General features: G+C 69.9%; 16 protein-coding genes. 3 read left to right on the top strand and 13 right to left on the bottom strand.

The window, feature by feature from the left end; genetic code table 11:
- Positions 1-39: 39 nt before the first annotated feature.
- From ACFU8Q_RS27610 to ACFU8Q_RS27590, 5 genes are all read right to left on the bottom strand, one after another.
- Positions 40-1710 (bottom strand): uroporphyrinogen-III synthase, encoded by a 1671-nt coding sequence (locus ACFU8Q_RS27610; protein WP_384458516.1) that lies wholly within the window; start codon positions 1708-1710, stop codon positions 40-42.
- Positions 1707-2693 carry a hydroxymethylbilane synthase gene (hemC, locus tag ACFU8Q_RS27605; RefSeq protein WP_384458514.1) on the bottom strand — a complete coding sequence of 329 codons (987 nt, stop codon included), beginning with the start codon at positions 2691-2693 and terminating at the stop codon, positions 1707-1709. Before hemC ends, ACFU8Q_RS27610 begins: the two co-directional genes overlap by 4 nt.
- Complete coding sequence (locus ACFU8Q_RS27600; protein WP_384458512.1) at positions 2690-4180, bottom strand: glutamyl-tRNA reductase; 1491 nt, start codon at positions 4178-4180, stop codon at positions 2690-2692. The genes hemC and ACFU8Q_RS27600 overlap by 4 nt, the downstream gene beginning before the upstream one ends.
- Positions 4177-4944 carry a redox-sensing transcriptional repressor Rex gene (locus ACFU8Q_RS27595; protein WP_384458510.1) on the bottom strand — a complete coding sequence of 256 codons (768 nt, stop codon included), beginning with the start codon at positions 4942-4944 and terminating at the stop codon, positions 4177-4179. Before ACFU8Q_RS27595 ends, ACFU8Q_RS27600 begins: the two co-directional genes overlap by 4 nt.
- Positions 4945-5216: 272 nt before the next feature.
- Complete coding sequence (locus ACFU8Q_RS27590; protein WP_384458508.1) at positions 5217-5492, bottom strand: glutaredoxin family protein; 276 nt, start codon at positions 5490-5492, stop codon at positions 5217-5219.
- A 169-nt stretch (positions 5493-5661) separates the two neighbouring features.
- On the opposite strand from ACFU8Q_RS27590, the gene ACFU8Q_RS27585 reads away from it, so the two are divergent.
- The 3 genes from ACFU8Q_RS27585 to ACFU8Q_RS27575 all read left to right on the top strand — a co-directional run bounded on the left by ACFU8Q_RS27585 (position 5662) and on the right by ACFU8Q_RS27575 (position 9171).
- Positions 5662-6627, top strand: a complete 966-nt coding sequence (locus ACFU8Q_RS27585) for an HAD family hydrolase (protein WP_384458507.1) — start codon at positions 5662-5664, stop codon at positions 6625-6627.
- 354 nt (positions 6628-6981) lie between these two features.
- Positions 6982-7758 carry an ECF subfamily RNA polymerase sigma factor, BldN family gene (locus tag ACFU8Q_RS27580; protein WP_384458505.1) on the top strand — a complete coding sequence of 259 codons (777 nt, stop codon included), beginning with the start codon at positions 6982-6984 and terminating at the stop codon, positions 7756-7758.
- A 225-nt stretch (positions 7759-7983) separates the two neighbouring features.
- The gene (locus ACFU8Q_RS27575; protein WP_384458503.1) at positions 7984-9171 is read left to right on the top strand and encodes a DUF5667 domain-containing protein; all 1188 of its coding nucleotides are present in this window, start codon (positions 7984-7986) and stop codon (positions 9169-9171) included.
- A gap of 120 nt (positions 9172-9291) precedes the next feature.
- Here ACFU8Q_RS27575 and ACFU8Q_RS27570 read toward each other — a convergent pair whose 3' ends face one another.
- The 8 genes from ACFU8Q_RS27570 to ACFU8Q_RS27535 form a co-directional block, all read right to left on the bottom strand.
- Positions 9292-10362 carry a lysophospholipid acyltransferase family protein gene (locus ACFU8Q_RS27570; RefSeq protein WP_384458501.1) on the bottom strand — a complete coding sequence of 357 codons (1071 nt, stop codon included), beginning with the start codon at positions 10360-10362 and terminating at the stop codon, positions 9292-9294.
- Between the two features lie 15 nt (positions 10363-10377).
- The gene (locus ACFU8Q_RS27565; protein WP_384458499.1) at positions 10378-11472 is read right to left on the bottom strand and encodes an NAD-dependent epimerase/dehydratase family protein; all 1095 of its coding nucleotides are present in this window, start codon (positions 11470-11472) and stop codon (positions 10378-10380) included.
- 185 nt (positions 11473-11657) lie between these two features.
- Entirely contained in the window at positions 11658-11756 is a 99-nt protein-coding gene (locus ACFU8Q_RS27560) for a 30S ribosomal protein bS22 (RefSeq protein WP_003948845.1), read from the bottom strand.
- Between the two features lie 109 nt (positions 11757-11865).
- Positions 11866-12078 carry a helix-turn-helix domain-containing protein gene (locus tag ACFU8Q_RS27555; RefSeq protein ID WP_014046653.1) on the bottom strand — a complete coding sequence of 71 codons (213 nt, stop codon included), beginning with the start codon at positions 12076-12078 and terminating at the stop codon, positions 11866-11868.
- A 128-nt stretch (positions 12079-12206) separates the two neighbouring features.
- Positions 12207-13022 (bottom strand): phosphatase, encoded by an 816-nt coding sequence (locus ACFU8Q_RS27550; RefSeq protein ID WP_384458497.1) that lies wholly within the window; start codon positions 13020-13022, stop codon positions 12207-12209.
- Between the two features lie 122 nt (positions 13023-13144).
- The gene (locus ACFU8Q_RS27545; protein ID WP_384458496.1) at positions 13145-14317 is read right to left on the bottom strand and encodes an acetoin utilization protein AcuC; all 1173 of its coding nucleotides are present in this window, start codon (positions 14315-14317) and stop codon (positions 13145-13147) included.
- Positions 14286-15491 carry an MFS transporter gene (locus ACFU8Q_RS27540; RefSeq protein ID WP_384458494.1) on the bottom strand — a complete coding sequence of 402 codons (1206 nt, stop codon included), beginning with the start codon at positions 15489-15491 and terminating at the stop codon, positions 14286-14288. Before ACFU8Q_RS27540 ends, ACFU8Q_RS27545 begins: the two co-directional genes overlap by 32 nt.
- 42 nt (positions 15492-15533) lie before the next feature.
- On the bottom strand, positions 15534-16178 hold the full coding sequence (locus tag ACFU8Q_RS27535; RefSeq protein WP_384458492.1) for an HAD family hydrolase: 645 nt from the start codon (positions 16176-16178) through the stop codon (positions 15534-15536).
- Positions 16179-16290 lie beyond the last annotated feature (112 nt).

Below are 16290 nucleotides of genomic sequence, written 5' to 3'. Positions count from 1 at the left end.
GAAGCAGCCGGACCGCCCGGTCCTCACACGTCACACAGGTCAGGTCGTCGTACGACGCCGCCGCGCCCCCGGACGCCGTTCGCTCGGCCGCGTCACCGGGTCACCGGCCTCCTTCGCCGCCTCCCGGCGCCGCGCACCGAACTCGGCGAGGGCCTCGGCCAGCCTGTGCACCGAGGGCTCCGGCGACAGGACGTCGACGCGCAGCCCGTGCTCCTCGGCGGTCTTCGCCGTCGCCGGGCCGATACACGCGATGACCGTCACGTTGTGCGGCTTGCCCGCGATACCGACGAGGTTCCGTACGGTCGACGACGAGGTGAAGAGCACCGCGTCGAACCCACCGCCCTTGATCGCCTCACGCGTGTCGGCGGGCGGCGGCGAGGCGCGGACCGTGCGGTACGCGGTGACGTCGTCGACCTCCCAGCCCAGCTCGATGAGCCCGGCCACCAGCGTCTCGGTGGCGATGTCGGCGCGCGGCAGGAAGACCCGGTCGATCGGGTCGAAGACCGGATCGTACGGCGGCCAGTCCTCCAGCAGACCGGCGGCCGACTGCTCACCGGACGGCACCAGGTCCGGCTTCACGCCGAAGTCGATCAGCGCGGCGGCGGTCTGCTCGCCGACGGCCGCGACCTTGATCCCGGCGAAGGCACGGGCGTCGAGCCCGTACTCCTCGAACTTCTCCCGGACGGCCTTCACCGCGTTGACGCTGGTGAAAGCGATCCACTCGTAGCGGCCCGTGACCAGGCCCTTGACCGCGCGCTCCATCTGCTGGGGCGTACGGGGCGGCTCGACGGCGATCGTCGGGACCTCGTGCGGCACGGCACCGTACGACCGAAGCTGGTCGGAGAGCGACGCCGCCTGCTCCTTGGTACGCGGGACGAGCACCTTCCAGCCGAAGAGAGGCTTGGACTCGAACCACGCGAGCTGGTCGCGCTGGGCGGCGGAGCTGCGCTCACCGACCACGGCTATGACCGGCTGGTGCCCGTCCGGCGACGGGAGGACCTTCGCCTGCTTCAGGACCTGGGCGATCGTCCCGAGGGTCGCCGTCCAGGTGCGCTGGCGGGTGGTCGTACCGGCCACCGTCACGGTCAGCGGGGTGTCCGGCTTGCGGCCCGCCGCGACCAGCTCACCGGCGGCCGCGGCCACCGAGTCGAGCGCCGTCGAGACGACGGCCGTGGCATCGCTCGCGCCGACCTCGGCCCAGCAGCGGTCCGAGGCGGTACGGGCATCGACGAACCGGACGTCCGCGCCCTGCGCGTCCCGCAGCGGCACACCGGCGTACGCGGGCACGCCCACCGCGTTGGCGACTCCCGGGACGACCTCGAAGGGGATACCGGCAGTGGCGCAGGCGAGCATCTCCGCGCCGGCGTTCCCGTCCAGTCCCGGGTCGCCGGAGACGGCACGAACGACCCGCCTGCCACCCTTCGCTGCCTCCATGACAAGATTGACCGCATCCCTGAGAACGGGAACACCGGCGGCTGTTGACTGCGCGTCAACAACCGTCAGCTCAGGCGTGCTTACGCCTGCCCGCGCATGGCAGCGAACAACGCCGAGAACGTCCGGCTCGGCGACAAGGACGTCCGCGCTCGCGAGCGCCTCGACGGCGCGCAGAGTCAGCAGTCCCGGGTCGCCGGGACCGGCGCCGAGGAAGGTGACGTGCCCTTGTGCGGACAGGGCCGGAAAGTCGGATACGGCGGGGCCGGTGGGGCTCAAAGTGCTCGCTCCCCCATAAGACCGGCCGCACCCTTGGCGAGCATCTCGGCCGCGAGTTCGCGACCGAGGGCCGCCGCGTCGTCGTGCGACGTGGGGACGGGACCGGTGGTGGACATCTGTACCAGCGAGGAACCGTCGGTGGAACCGACGACACCGCGCAGGCGCAGTTCGTTGACAGCCTGTCCGTCGACCAGGAGGTCGGCCAGCGCACCCACAGGTGCGGAACAACCGGCCTCCAGGGCGGCGAGCAGGGCACGCTCGGCGGTCACGGCGGCCCGGGTGACCGGGTCGTCGAGCTCGGCGAGCGCGGCGGCGAGGTCCGCGCTGGTCGCAGCGCATTCGATCGCCAGTGCTCCCTGGCCGGGAGCGGGCAGGACGGTGTCGACCGACAGGAAGTCGGTCACCTCACCGGTCCGGCCGAGGCGGCTGATCCCGGCCGCGGCGAGTACCACCGCGTCCAGCTCCCCGCTTCGGACAAATCCGATACGCGTATCGACGTTCCCCCGGATCGGCACGGTCTCGATGGCGAGGCCGTGATTACGGGCGTACGCGTTGAGCTGCGCCATGCGGCGCGGCGAGCCGGTGCCGATGCGGGCACCGGACGGCAGCTGCTCCAGGGTCAGCCCGTCCCGCGCCACCAGTACGTCGCGCGGGTCCTCGCGCACCGGTACGGCGGCCAGCACGAGGCCCTCGGGCTGCGTGGTCGGCAGGTCCTTGAGCGAGTGGACGGCGAAGTCCACCTCGCCGCGCAGCAGCGCGTCGCGCAGCGCGGCGACGAACACACCGGTGCCGCCGATCTGCGCGAGGTGCTCCCGGGAGATGTCGCCGTACGTGGTGATCTCGACGAGCTCGACGGCGCGCCCGGTCACCTCACTGACCGCGTCGGCGACGAGGCCGGACTGCGCCATGGCGAGCTTGCTGCGCCGGGTGCCCAGCCGGAGCGGTGCGTCGGTCCGTGCGCGCTGGGGTGAGTTGTCGGTCATGACCGCCCTCGATTCGGGTCGTTCAGGTCTGCCCGGGAGACGGCGGCGACCGTCTGCGGGTCGAGGTCGAAGAGTTCCCGCAGCGCATCGGCGTACCCGGCGCCGCCGGGCTCGCTGGCGAGCTGCTTGACCCGCACGGTGGGCGCGTGCAGGAGCTTGTCGACGACGCGGCGCACGGTCTGCGAGATCTCGGCGCGCTGCTTCTCGTCCAGGTCGGGGAGGCGTCCGTCGAGCCGCGCGATCTCGCCCGCGACCACTCCGGCGGCCATCGTGCGCAGGGCGACGACGGTCGGGGTGATGTGGGCGGCGCGCTGGGCGGCACCGAAGGCGGCGACCTCGTCGGCGACGATGGTGCGCACCTGGTCCACATCGGCGGCCATCGGGGCGTCCGCCGACGCCTCGGCGAGCGACTCGATGTCGACCAGGCGCACGCCGTCGAGGCGGGCGGTGGCGCCGTCGATGTCGCGCGGCATGGCGAGGTCGAGCAGGGCGAGACGGACGGGGCCGGCGCCCTGGGCGGGCACGGTGGCCCGGCGGACGGCCTGGCGCACCGTGCCGGCGGTGCCGTTCTCCACCCAGGCGGCATGCCGGTCGGGGGCGGCGGGCGGCGCGGGGACGGCGGCGGGCGCCTCGTGCGCGGGGGCGAAGGCCAGGCCGAGCGCTCCGGCGACGGACTCGGCGGTCAGCACGAGTCCGGTCGCACCGGTGCACGAGACGACGACGTCGGCACGTGTCAGTTCGTCGGCGACGGCGGCCATCTCCACGGCGTGGGCGGCCACTCCGGTACCGCCGGGCTGGCCCAGGATCTCGACGAGCCGGTCGGCGCGGGCCCTGGTCCGGTTGGCGACGACGATCTCGGCGACACCGGCCCGGGCCAGCGTCGCTGCGGCCAGCGAGGACATCGAGCCGGCGCCGATCACCAGCGCGCGCTTGCCCCGGGCCCAGTCGGTGACGTCCGTACCGGCCGCGAGCTGTTCGAGACCGAAGGTGACGAGCGACTGCCCGGCCCGGTCGATCCCGGTCTCGCTGTGGGCACGTTTACCGACCCGCAGGGCCTGCTGGAACAGATCGTTCAGCAGCCGGCCGGCGGTGTGGAGCTCCTGCCCCAGTGCCAGCGCGTCCTTGATCTGGCCGAGGATCTGGCCCTCGCCGACGACCATCGAGTCCAGCCCGCACGCCACCGAGAAGAGGTGGTGGACGGCCCGGTCCTCGTAGTGCACATAGAGATACGGAGTGAGCTCGTCCAGACCGACGCCACTGTGCTGGGCGAGGAGCGTGGACAGCTCGGCGACGCCTGCGTGGAACTTGTCCACGTCGGCGTACAGCTCGATGCGGTTGCAGGTGGCCAGCACGGCGGCCTCGGCCGCGGGCTCCGCGGCGAGGGTGTCCTGGAGCAGCTTGGCCTGCGTCTCGGCAGCCAGCGAGGCCCGTTCCAGTACGGAGACGGGCGCGCTTCGGTGGCTCAGCCCTACTACGAGAAGACTCATGCCGGCATCACGGCGGGCATGTCCCCGTCAGGTCCCTTCCGGCTGCCGGTGGCGGCGCGCGCGGGCGGTGCGGCCGCGTCCGGGATGCTCTCGGTGACGTCCTCGCCGGACTTGCGCTGCTCGTGGAAGGCGAGGATCTGGAGTTCGATGGAGAGGTCGACCTTGCGGACGTCGACGCCGTCGGGCACGGAGAGCACCGTCGGCGCGAAGTTCAGGATGGAGGTGACGCCCGCGGCGACGAGCCTGTCGCAGACCTGCTGCGCGGCGCCGGCCGGGGTCGAGATGACGCCGATCGACACGCCGTTCTCACTGACGATCTTCTCCAGCTCGTCGGCGTGCTGAACGGGGATCCCGGCGACGGGCGTTCCGGCCATCGCGGGATCGGCGTCGATCAGCGCGGCGACCCGGAAACCGCGGGAGGCGAAACCGCCGTAGTTGGCGAGCGCGGCGCCGAGGTTACCGATACCGACGATCACGACCGGCCAGTCCTGGGTGAGCCCGAGCTCGCGGGAGATCTGGTAGACGAGATACTCGACGTCGTACCCGACACCACGCGTCCCGTAGGACCCGAGGTAGCTGAAGTCCTTGCGCAACTTGGCAGAGTTGACCCCAGCCGCAGCCGCGAGCTCCTCGGACGAGACCGTGGGGACCGAGCGCTCGGAGAGCGCGGTCAGTGCGCGCAGATACAGCGGAAGTCGGGCGACGGTGGCCTCGGGAATTCCTCGGCTACGGGTCGCCGGTCGGTGAGTTCGGCCAGTTGCCACGGTGCTCCTGCGGGATGAGCGGGGCTGCAGGCGGCCGTATGTAGCAGGACCGCCCCGTCGAATGCAGGCTATGTCTTTGTGAACACGTGCACAAAGATAGTGTCCGTTTTGTCCGGTCAAAGTGACCGGGGTCACGCACATTCGTCGCGCGATCCCGGAACCAGGGATCGCATCAGCCCGTTGCAGGCCCGAAGGGGGCAAAGCGGCACACACTCCTCACAACCACTCCCCCGAGATCACTCAAAACGCCCACGATGGTAACCGGGTTTCACTCACGAAAGCAGTGCGCTGCGCAGCCTCGCCGGGTCCACCCGCCAGAACGTGTGCTGTTCGTTATCAATCAGGACAACCGGAATCTGCTCCCAGTACGCCCGGTGCAGCGCCTCGTCCTGGGTGATGTCCTTCTCCTCCCAGGACGCGCCGGTCTCCTCGCACACCTCCTTCACCACCGACCTCGCGTCGTCACAGAGGTGACATCCGGGCTTCCCGACCAGGGTCACCACCCGGTCCGCGGGCTTCTTCCTCGTACGTCGCAACAAGGCACTCATGCCTTCATTCTGCGCCGAACGGGACCGCCGCCCCGAGCAGAAGAGGAGCCGACCCCACCCTGATTCGATACGCCCCGAATCGTCCGATTAACAATTCGGCAGCCGAGAGTTCACGGCACGGCATCCCGGCAGGTCCGGAACGGGCGAACCGACTGGCTATGCTCACGACATGGCCGCTCTTGGATGGCTCACACCCCGTAGGCGCCCCGCGACAGCACGGAGCGTGCTGGCAGGCGAGGCTGCAGCTGAGGCAGCGCGGAAGTCCGCCCTCCCCGACGAACTCCCCGACGACCAGCCCTCCGCCGCCGGTCAAGGCAGCTCCGCCCCCGCCAAGGCCGAGGAGCCGGCCTTCCCCGTCGTCGGCGACGACCGGGCCGCCGCCTTCTTCGACCTGGACAACACCGTGATGCAGGGCGCGGCACTCTTCCACTTCGGCCGCGGCCTGTACAAGCGGAAGTTCTTCCAGCGCCGCGAGCTGACCCGGTTCGCCTGGCAGCAGGCCTGGTTCAGGCTGGCCGGCGTCGAGGACCCGGAGCACATGCAGGACGCCCGCGACAGCGCCCTGTCCATCGTCAAGGGCCACCGCGTCTCCGAGCTGATGTCCATCGGCGAGGAGATCTACGACGAGTACATGGCCGACCGCATCTGGCCCGGCACCCGCGCCCTCGCCCAGGCCCACCTGGACGCCGGGCAGCGGGTCTGGCTGGTTACCGCCGCCCCGGTGGAGACCGCCACGATCATCGCCCGCCGCCTCGGCCTGACCGGCGCGCTCGGCACCGTCGCCGAATCCGTCGACGGCGTCTACACCGGCCGCCTGGTAGGCGAACCACTGCACGGCCCCGCGAAGGCCGAAGCGGTTCGCGCCCTGGCCGCCGCCGAGGACCTGGACCTCGACCGCTGCGCGGCGTACAGCGATTCGCACAACGACATCCCGATGCTGTCCCTGGTCGGCCACCCGTACGCGATCAACCCGGACGCCAAGCTCCGCAAGCACGCGCGCGCACTCGACTGGCGGCTGCGGGACTACCGGACGGGCCGCAAGGCCGCCAAGGTCGGCATCCCGGCCGCGGCCGGCGTCGGCGCCCTCGCGGGCGGCACCGCGGCCGCCGTCGCCCTGCACCGCCGCCGCCGCTGACGCACACCCGTTCGCTCCCGCCGGGGGCCGCCGAGCCGCGCCCGGACACCCGGCGCCGATCGGCACCCCTTGCCCACCGGCCGCTCCCGCCAGTGGCTTGCCCGCACCCGACCACAACCCGTCGCGCCCGCAGGCAGATCCCGAACTAATCCGATCAATAACCGGTCACGATGTGCTACTTGATGCATCGATAAGTCGCTACAGAAGCGACGTAATCGATGATTTGAGCAACTGGGTGTAGCACTGCCTGTACGAAGCGTTATTCTCCTCAGACGCATTCCGGAGCCCACCACTCACTACGACGAGTGACGGTTTCGTACTGCACGTGATGGAAGCTCTGCCTCTGGGAGTCCCGTGTACCCACACGTCGGGGTTGACGCCTCGGGCCTGGCTACGCTCCGCGCAACGGTCGCCGACCGCTTGCGCGGTTTCGTCCCCACCGCGTACGCCGTACCCGCATTTGCCACCCCTGCACCTGTCGGCCCTTGCTACGCCCTGGCCGAACGCGGTGCGGCGGTCGGAAGACGCAGCAACCGCGGCGCAACTACTACGTCCACCGTCCGCCGGCCCACCGCCGACAGCGACAGCGCGCGCATGATGGATCTCGTCGAGCGCGCACAGGCCGGCGAGGCCGAGGCCTTCGGCCGTCTCTACGACCAGTACAGCGACACCGTCTATCGCTACATCTACTACCGCGTGGGCAGCAAGGCGACGGCGGAGGACCTCACCAGTGAGACCTTCCTGCGCGCGCTGCGCCGCATCTCCACCTTCACCTGGCAGGGCCGCGACTTCGGCGCCTGGCTGGTCACGATCGCCCGCAACCTGGTCGCCGACCACTTCAAATCCAGCCGCTTCCGGCTGGAGGTGACCACCGGCGAGATGCTCGACGCCAACGAGGTCGAGCGCAGCCCCGAGGACTCCGTCCTGGAGTCCCTCTCCAATGCCGCACTGCTGCAAGCCGTGCGCCGACTCAATCCCCAGCAGCAGGAATGCGTGACCCTGCGCTTTCTGCAAGGCCTCTCGGTCGCCGAGACCGCCCGGGTCATGGGCAAGAACGAGGGCGCGATCAAGACCCTGCAGTACCGCGCTGTCCGCACCCTGGCCCGGCTCCTCCCGGACGACGCCCGCTGACCCCACCCCCGGCCGAATCACTCTCGGCGATATATTCATCACGCACTGGTCCGATCATCTTTCTTGCGTAACCCATGTGCCGCGCCCCTCGTTGTGCCGGTTGCAGGCCCCCTGACGTCACCCCATGTCCGCCGACACTCACTCATTCGTGTGGAAGCGCTCAAGGTGTGCAACCTTCCGGAACCTCAGGGGAGTCGACCGTCATGACGAGAGGAGGTGCCGCCAGTGATCGCAAACATTTCGGCACACCGGCGGGCGAACGCCTTCGCCCAGGCCCTGGAGGAGCAGTCGCTCCGCGGTGCGGCGGCCGTACAGCCCGAGGAACCGGCCGAACCGGCCGACCACGGACCGCTGTTGGCCCTGGCGAACGGCCTCGGTGAGCTACCGCGGCCCGAATTGGATCCCGAAGTCAAAGTGGTGCAGAGAGCCCAGCTCGTCGCCGCCATGGAGGCCATGTTCGCCGAGGGCGGTGAATCCGCGGGCCCTACGGTGCCGGAACAACGGACCAAGGGGGCCCACCGGGCCTCCCCGCTCCGGAAATTGCGTCCGCGCTCACGCTGGGCGAAGGGCCTCGCGGCCGGCGGGCTCACCGTCGGAGTGGCGGCGGGAGCCTTCGGCGGAGTGGCCGCTGCCAGTTCCGACGCCCTGCCGGGTGATTCGCTGTACGGGCTCAAGCGCGGCATGGAGGACATCCACCTCACGATGGCCAGCGGCGACGCCGACCGCGGCGAGGTCTACCTCGACCAGGCATCGACCCGGCTCAGCGAGGCCCGTCGACTGATGGAGCGCGCCCGCTCCGGCGATCTGGACCACGAACAGCTCGGCGAGGTCAGGCGCACGCTCAACGGCATGACGCACGACGCCACCGAGGGCCACCGCCTGCTCCACGCGGCCTACCAGCGGGACGGCGCCATCGGCCCGATCCAGACCCTGGAGTCCTTCTCCCGCTCGCACCGCGACAGCTGGAGCAGCCTGCGCGACCGGCTGCCCGTCCAGCTGACCGATGTGGGTGACCAGGTCAACTCGGTCTTCGACGCCATAGACGAAGAGGTCGAACCGCTGCAGTCGCTGCTGCCCCGCACCCCGGACAGGAGCAGCGATCCGCGGCAGTCGGACGCCACGGAACAGGCCACGGGATCGTCCGGTACGAAGCACTCCGTGCCCTCGTCACCGGAGGCCTCGCACAGCCGTACGGACCCCAGCGCCGCGCCCCACCCCTCGGACTCCGGCAGCGTCCCGTCCGACGGCCTGATCGGCGGCACGGACGGCCTCCTCGGCACCCCGTCGCCGGGCACCGTCCCGTCCGCCGACGGCCGGATCAGCCCCCCGCCCACGCCGGACGTAACCCTGCCCCCGCTTCTCCCCGGCCTGCTCCCGGGCCTGGGAATCAACAGCGAGGACCTGAACGACTGACACCACCTCGGTCACCGGACGGGCACGAAAGGACAAGCCCGTCCGGTGACCGAGGACAAAGCCCCACCAGGCGCTCCCGGCCATCCCCTCGGAGCAACTCCGACTCGGAAGAACACCGGCTCAGAAGAACACCGACCGCCGCTGCACCAACAGCTTGTACAGCGTGTGCTGAATCTGCTCCCGCACCTGATCCGTCAGGTTGAACATCAGCATCGGATCCTCTGCCGCCTCCACCGGATACCCACTCGTGGAGATCGGCTCGCCGAACTGGATCGTCCACTTCGTCGGCAACGGCACCGCCCCGAGCGGCCCCAGCCAGGGAAACGTCGGCGTGATCGGGAAGTACGGAAAGCCCAGCAGCCGCGCCAGCGTCTTCGAGTTGCCGATCATCGGATAGATCTCCTCCGCCCCCACAATCGAGCACGGAACGATCGGCACCCCGGCCCGCAGCGCCGTGGAGACGAATCCGCCCCGCCCGAAGCGCTGCAGCTTGTACCGCTCGCCGAACGGCTTGCCGATGCCCTTGAAGCCCTCCGGCATCACTCCGACGAGCTCGCCGCGCCGCAGCAGCCGCTCCGCGTCCTCCGCGCAGGCCAGCGTGTGCCCGGCCTTGCGGGCGAGCTCGTTGACCACCGGCAGCATGAAGACGAGATCGGCGGCGAGCAGCCGCAGGTGCCGCCCGGCCGGATGGTTGTCGTGCACGGCGACCTGGAGCATCAGCCCGTCGAGCGGCAGCGTCCCCGAGTGGTTGGACACGATGAGCGCCCCACCATCGGAGGGGATGTTCTCGATGCCCTTCACCTCGACCCGGAAGTACTTCTCGTACACCGGACGCAGCATCGACATCAGGACCTGATCGGTCAGTTCCTTGTCGTACCCGAACTCGTCGACGTCGTACTCACCGGTGACCCGCCGTCGCAGGAACGCGAGCCCGCCCGCGATCCGCCGGTCCCAGTCGCCCCGCTCCGCCCCTTCCACGGGCTGCCCGGCCCACTGGGGCTCCCCCTGCGGCAGCGAGGCGTCCTGCTGCCCCGGAAGGGCGCTGACGGCCGCCGTCCCGACCACCGGTGCCGCCGCAGAGGGCCCCTGCCCCCGGCCGCCGCCCCCCGCGGACCGGCGCCGCGCGGAGCGCGACGCGCCGCCCGACCGCGAACGGTCGTCGTCGAACGGAATGACCTTGGCATCCGCCATCGTCGATGCGCTCCTCTACCTGCCGCTGGGGGTCGAGTACGTGTCGCCCGCCCCGGTGAACCCCGAACCATCGCCGGCCGCCCCGGCGAACGGCATGGCGGCCACTCTGTCGACCGCCCTTCCCACCGCCTCGGGTGGCAGCAGCCCCGGCCCCTGACTGCGCGCGAACTCCGCGAACGTCTGCGCGGTGGTGAACTCCGGGTGGAAGCCCAGCGTCTCGCGCATCTGGACGGTGGAGACCACCCGGCCGTGGGTGAGCAGCCGGATCTGCTCCGGCGAGAAGTCCGTCATGCCGACCGTACGCAGTGCCTGGCCCACCCAGGTGACGGCGGGCAGCAGCAACGGCATCGTCGGCCGCCCCAGCCGCCGCGAGCACTGGGAGAGCAGCAGCACGCCGTCGCCGGCGATGTTGAAGGTGCCGCTGTTCAGCGTCCCGCGTCTCGGCTCGCGCGAGGCGATCCCCAGTACGTCGACGACATCGTCCTCGTGCACGAACTGGAGCCTCGGGTCGTAACCGAACACCGTCGGCAGTACGGGCAGCGACAGATAGTCGGCGAGCGGCGAATCCGCCTGCGGCCCCAGGATGTTCGCGAACCTGAGCACGCACACGGCGACGTCCGGCCGACGGCGCGCGAAGCCCCGTACGTACCCCTCGACCTCCACCACGTCCTTGGCGAAGCCTCCGCTCGGCAGGGACTTGGGCGGAGTGGTCTCGGTAAAGACCGCCGGGTCGCGAGGCGCGGAGCCGTACACGTTCGTACTGGACTTGACGACCAGCCGCCGCACGCTCGGCGCCTTCTGACAAGCCCCGAGCAGCTGCATGGTGCCGATGACGTTGGTCTCCTTGACCATCGTCCGGCCACCTGTGCCGACCGCCTTGGCGGAGACGTCCAGATGGACGACCGTGTCGACGGAGTGCTCGGCGAGGACTCTGGCGATCGCGGGCTGGCGGATGTCCGCCCGCACGAAGTCGGCGTCGCCCAGCCGGTGTCCGGGCGTGACCGCGTCGACGGCGATCACCCGGTCCACTTCCGGATCACGCTGGATGCGCCGCACGAAGCGGCCGCCCAGCTGCCGGGCCGCTCCCGTGACCAGCACGACCTTCCCCAAGATCAGCGCCTTCCGTCGAAAGGTTTCCCCTGGCCGTCACCGTAGCGGGTGGATGTTGCCCTGTGATGACCGCACGGCTGCCTTGTGCCGAGACTTTGGCCCGAATGCGGGTACTGCCCCCACAACGCGCCGCAGCCCTCCCGCCACAGGGGCGGAAGGGCTGCGGATTCACGAACTGCGTTCGCCTACTTCTTGTTGCGACGCTGAACGCGCGTGCGCTTGAGCAGCTTGCGGTGCTTCTTCTTGGCCATCCGCTTACGCCGCTTCTTGATAACAGAGCCCACGACTACCCTCGCTCACTTCTCTTCACTGGTGCGGGGCGTCTGGGCCCACACGACCTACGTCGGCCTAGCCTACCCGCCACCGCGTGAGGGGCGTAATCCGAGGTGAACCTCAGGCGGACTCCACCCCCACAAAGGACTCGCGGAGATACTCGTGAACCGCTTGCTCCGGAACCCGGAATGACCTGCCCACCCGGATCGCCGGCAGATGACCGCTGTGCACCAAGCGGTACACGGTCATCTTCGACACCCTCATGACCGAGGCGACTTCCGCCACAGTCAGAAACTTGACCTCGTTGAGAGGCCTCTCGCTGCCAGCAGCCATGACCCACCTGTACCTTCCGCACGAGACGCGCACCGGCTTCCCCTCCGGTGACTCTTCGTCGTAGTGCGCTCACTCCCCAGATTAGGGGCGGGTGATGCGAGTGGGGAAGAGGAGAGACGATCGGCCGCCTACTGTGACAGACACGCCCGATTGAGTACATAGCGCGTGAGCGGCCGGTAGTAGGCGGACCGTACGGCGTCATCGAGCGGAACGGCGACCGACACCCGCCCCTCCGCCTCGCCGACGAACAGCGCGGGATCGTCCGTATCCGCCAGACCGATCGCCTCAATGCCCAGCTGACCTGCCCCGCAGACCCATCCGTGGTCGCCGACGACCAACTCCGGCAGCCGCCCGCGCCCCTGCGCCGCCGACTCCAGAACGACCCGGACCGGCAACGGTGAATGGGTATGTGCGCCGGTGTCACCGCCGGGAGTCCGCGCGCCCGGTTCGCGCACCATCGCGACTCCTCGTACGTAGTCCAGGTTGTGCGTGCGTACGCCGAACCGGGTCGTTATGTCGATACATCGGCCCTGCGCGGGGGTGAGTACGGGGCACCCGGCCGCCGACAGGGCGTCTGCCAGCTCTGCGTAGAAACCGAGCAGCCGATGCGGATGACCGGTCCCGAACAGCACCGGCGCCCGCCGGACAGCGGCATGCGACAGCCGCTCGGCAAAGGAATTCAGAGCTGCCAGGGTCCGCTCCGGATCGATCACATCAGGGCCCGAAACATGAGCGGGATCGCGCGAGACACCACACTTGTCGGCCATCAGACGAAGAAGATCGGACTCTTCCCAGCGCCATTCGGGGTCGAGGCCGAGCGTCACCCGAGGGTCGCGGGCCGCGAAGAGCCGATAGCTCCGCAGGCTCACTTCCCTCGATGTGGCCACGGTCCCGGCCAGCCGGGCCGCCAGCAGATGCGCACGCAGCGCTCCGGTGCTCAACACCCCACCGATGCTGCCCCAATCACCCGGACGGGGGGCCAGAAGCCCGGTTACGCCCCACAGTTGGCGTAACCCGTACTCACCACCGCACGAAAGCGGCCGCGCGGCGACCGCCCCCGCCCACCTCAGGCCAGTAGCCCCCGCAACGGGAATACCGCCCGCCTGGTCGCCCGCACCGCCTGGTCCACCCGGTCCGCGGGGTCGTACCCCTCTTCCCACGACTTCCAGAAAGGAATACGCCCGTCCGTCATCCGGGCCGGCCCCGGCTGCCGGGTCCGCGCGTACACCTCGTCCCGCCACGAGGCCGGAATCACCGATTCGGGATCCACCGGCGCGTGCGCGGCGATCCCCACCAGATGCGTCCAGGACCGCGGCACCACGTCGACCACCGCGTAACCGCCCCCGCCGAGTGCCACCCAGCGCCCGCCCTCCGCGTACTCGTGGGCGAGATCGTGACAGGCAGCCATCACCGCCCGCTGCGCGTCCAGCGACACCGCCAGGTGCGCGAGCGGGTCCTCGAAGTGTGTATCGGCCCCGTGCTGACTCACCAGCACCTGCGGCCGGAAGTCCGCCAGCAGCTCCGGCACCACCGCGTGGAACGCCCGCAGCCAGCCCGCGTCCCCCGTACCGGCCGGCAACGCCACGTTCACCGCACTGCCCTCACCGGCCCCGGCGCCGGTCTCCTCCGGCCAGCCGGTCTGAGGGAACAGCGTGCGCGGATGCTCGTGCAGCGACACGGTCAGGACCCTCGGGTCCTCCCAGAAGGCCGCCTGCACACCGTCCCCGTGGTGCACGTCCACATCGATGTACGCGACCCGCTCGGCACCCAGCTCCAGCAGCCGCGCGATGGCGAGCGCCGGATCGTTGTAGATACAGAACCCCGCCGCACCGCCCGGCATGGCATGGTGCAGCCCGCCCGCGAAGTTCACGGCATGCGCGGTGTCCCCACGCCACACCGCCTCGGCCGCGGCCACCGACTGCCCGGCGATCAGCGCCGACACCTCGTGCATCCCCGCGAACGCGGGATCGTCGACCGTCCCGAGTCCGTAGTTCTGATCGGCGTGCTTCGGATCCGCCGACGCGGCACGCACGGCGGCGACATAGTCCTCGCGGTGCACCAGCCGCAGGGTGGACTCGCCGGCGGCCTTGGCCGCCACCACATCCACCGCGCGGTCGAGCCCGAACGCCCGCACCAGCCCCATCGTCAGAGCGAGTCTGACGGGGTCCATCGGATGACTTTCGCCGAAGTCGTATCCCGTTACTGCGTCATCCCACATCAACTGTGCGCGGCCGCTCATGCCCGCCACCGTATCGGGCGGGTTCCGCGACGAACGACTTGGCGTACACGAGCGTCGCCAGGACCAGCACCATCGGTACGAGCATCGCCCCCCGGTAGCTCCAGGCGTCCCCGAGCGCCCCCACGAGGGGCGACCCCACCAGGAATCCCACGTAGTTGAAGACATTCAGCCGCGCGATGGCCGTATCACTCGCCCCGGGGAACATCCGCCCGGCAGCGGCGAACGTCTGCGGCACGATCACACACAGCCCGAGGCCCAGCAGAGTGAACCCGAGCATCCCGACCCACGCCCCACCGGCCAGCGCCACCACAGCGAACCCGACCGCGGCCAGCACACTCCCGGACCTCACCACGGCCACCGCCCCGAACCGCCGCACCCCGAAGTCCCCGACAGCCCGCCCCAGCAGCGTCGTCACCATGTAGACGTTGTACGGAACAGTCGACAGCTGCTCCGAACTTCCCAGCACGTCCTGCAGATACTTGGCGCTCCAGTTGGAAACCGTCGAGTCCCCGATGTACGCGAAGCTCATCACCAGACAGAGCGGCATCAGCAACTTGAAGGAGACCGACGCGGCCCCCTTCCCCTGCTCCTCCACCGGGCTCGCCTCGACGGACGCGCCCTCGGCGTACCACCGGCTCCCGATGAACGCGGCGGGCAGCAGCACGACAACCGCCGGCAGGTACGAGACCAACAGCGACAGATCCCAGTGCGCCCCGGCCCACGCCATGGACGCCCCGGCAATCCCGCCCAGGCTGTACGAGGCATGGAACCCCAGCATGATGGAACGCCCGTACGCCCGCTGGAGGCTGACCCCCATCATGTTCATGGAGGCATCGAGCGCCCCGACGGCAAGCCCGAACACCCCGAGCGCCAGAGCCGCCTCCCACAAAGCGCTCCCAGCCCCGGCACCGAGCAGCGCAAGCAGTACAACAGGCTGCGCCCACCTCAGTACGACCCCGGGCCGCACCCGCGCGACCACCTTCTCGGTGACGACACTGCCCACCCCGGCCAGAATCGGCACCGCGGCCAGGAACACCGGCAACAGCCCGTCAGATATCCCGTACCGGTCCTGGATGGCGGGAATCCGCGTCACGAGCAGAGCAAAGGTGACTCCCTGCACGAAGAAGCTCAACGCGAGGGAGGCCCTGCCGTGCCGCAAGCGAGCATGTGTCATGGCCGCGAGCGTAGGGCCAGTTTCTACCCATGGGTAGATGGATCAGGCGAGCAATTCCCGCAGTTGGCTCATGTCGGAGACGTGCCCGATCACCCCGGCGAGCCGGTCCGAGGGCATCATCGATGTAAACCCGTACACATCCATCCCCGCGGCCCGGGCCGCCTCCACTCCGAGCGGGCTGTCCTCGATGACGACGCACCGCTCGGGAGGAACGCCCATCCGCTCGGCGGCGAGCAGGAACAGATCGGGCGCCGGCTTTCCGCGCGCCACATCGTCCGCGCTGAAGATCCAGTCCTCCTCGAACCACTGGTCGATCCCGGTCTTGCGGTGCCCGACCCGGATCCGTTCATGGCTCCCGGAGGACGCAACGCAATAGGCGACCCCGTCGGCGACGAGCTTGCCCAGCACGTCGTCCACGCCCGCCACCGGTTCCAGCTCCTGCTGGTAGGCCGCGAAAATCCGTGAGTGGAGCGTCTCGTCGAAGTCCGCGGGCAGCTTCTCCCCGGTCTTTTCCTCGACGAGGTCGTGCACTCGGTGCACGGCAGCCCCCATGTAGTCGCGAAGGCACTCCTGGTACGAGGTGGGGTGTCCGAGTTCTGTGAGGTACTCGGACAGGATGGTGTTGGAGATCGGCTCGCTGTCCACGAGCACACCGTCGTTGTCGAAGATGACCAGTTCGTAGCGCATGGATCGAGCCTAGACGCTCCGAACGCAGAAAAGCCCCGTGCCACAAGGGCACGGGGCTTTCCCGTAAAAGGAGTTCGGCGGCGTCCTACTCTCCCACAGGGTCCCCCCTGCA

This window comes from Streptomyces sp. NPDC057543 (assembly GCF_042801895.1).
GTDB lineage: Bacteria > Actinomycetota > Actinomycetes > Streptomycetales > Streptomycetaceae > Streptomyces.
The sequence above is the reverse complement of the archived record's forward strand: the minus strand, read 5'-3'. Positions and strand labels throughout refer to the sequence as shown.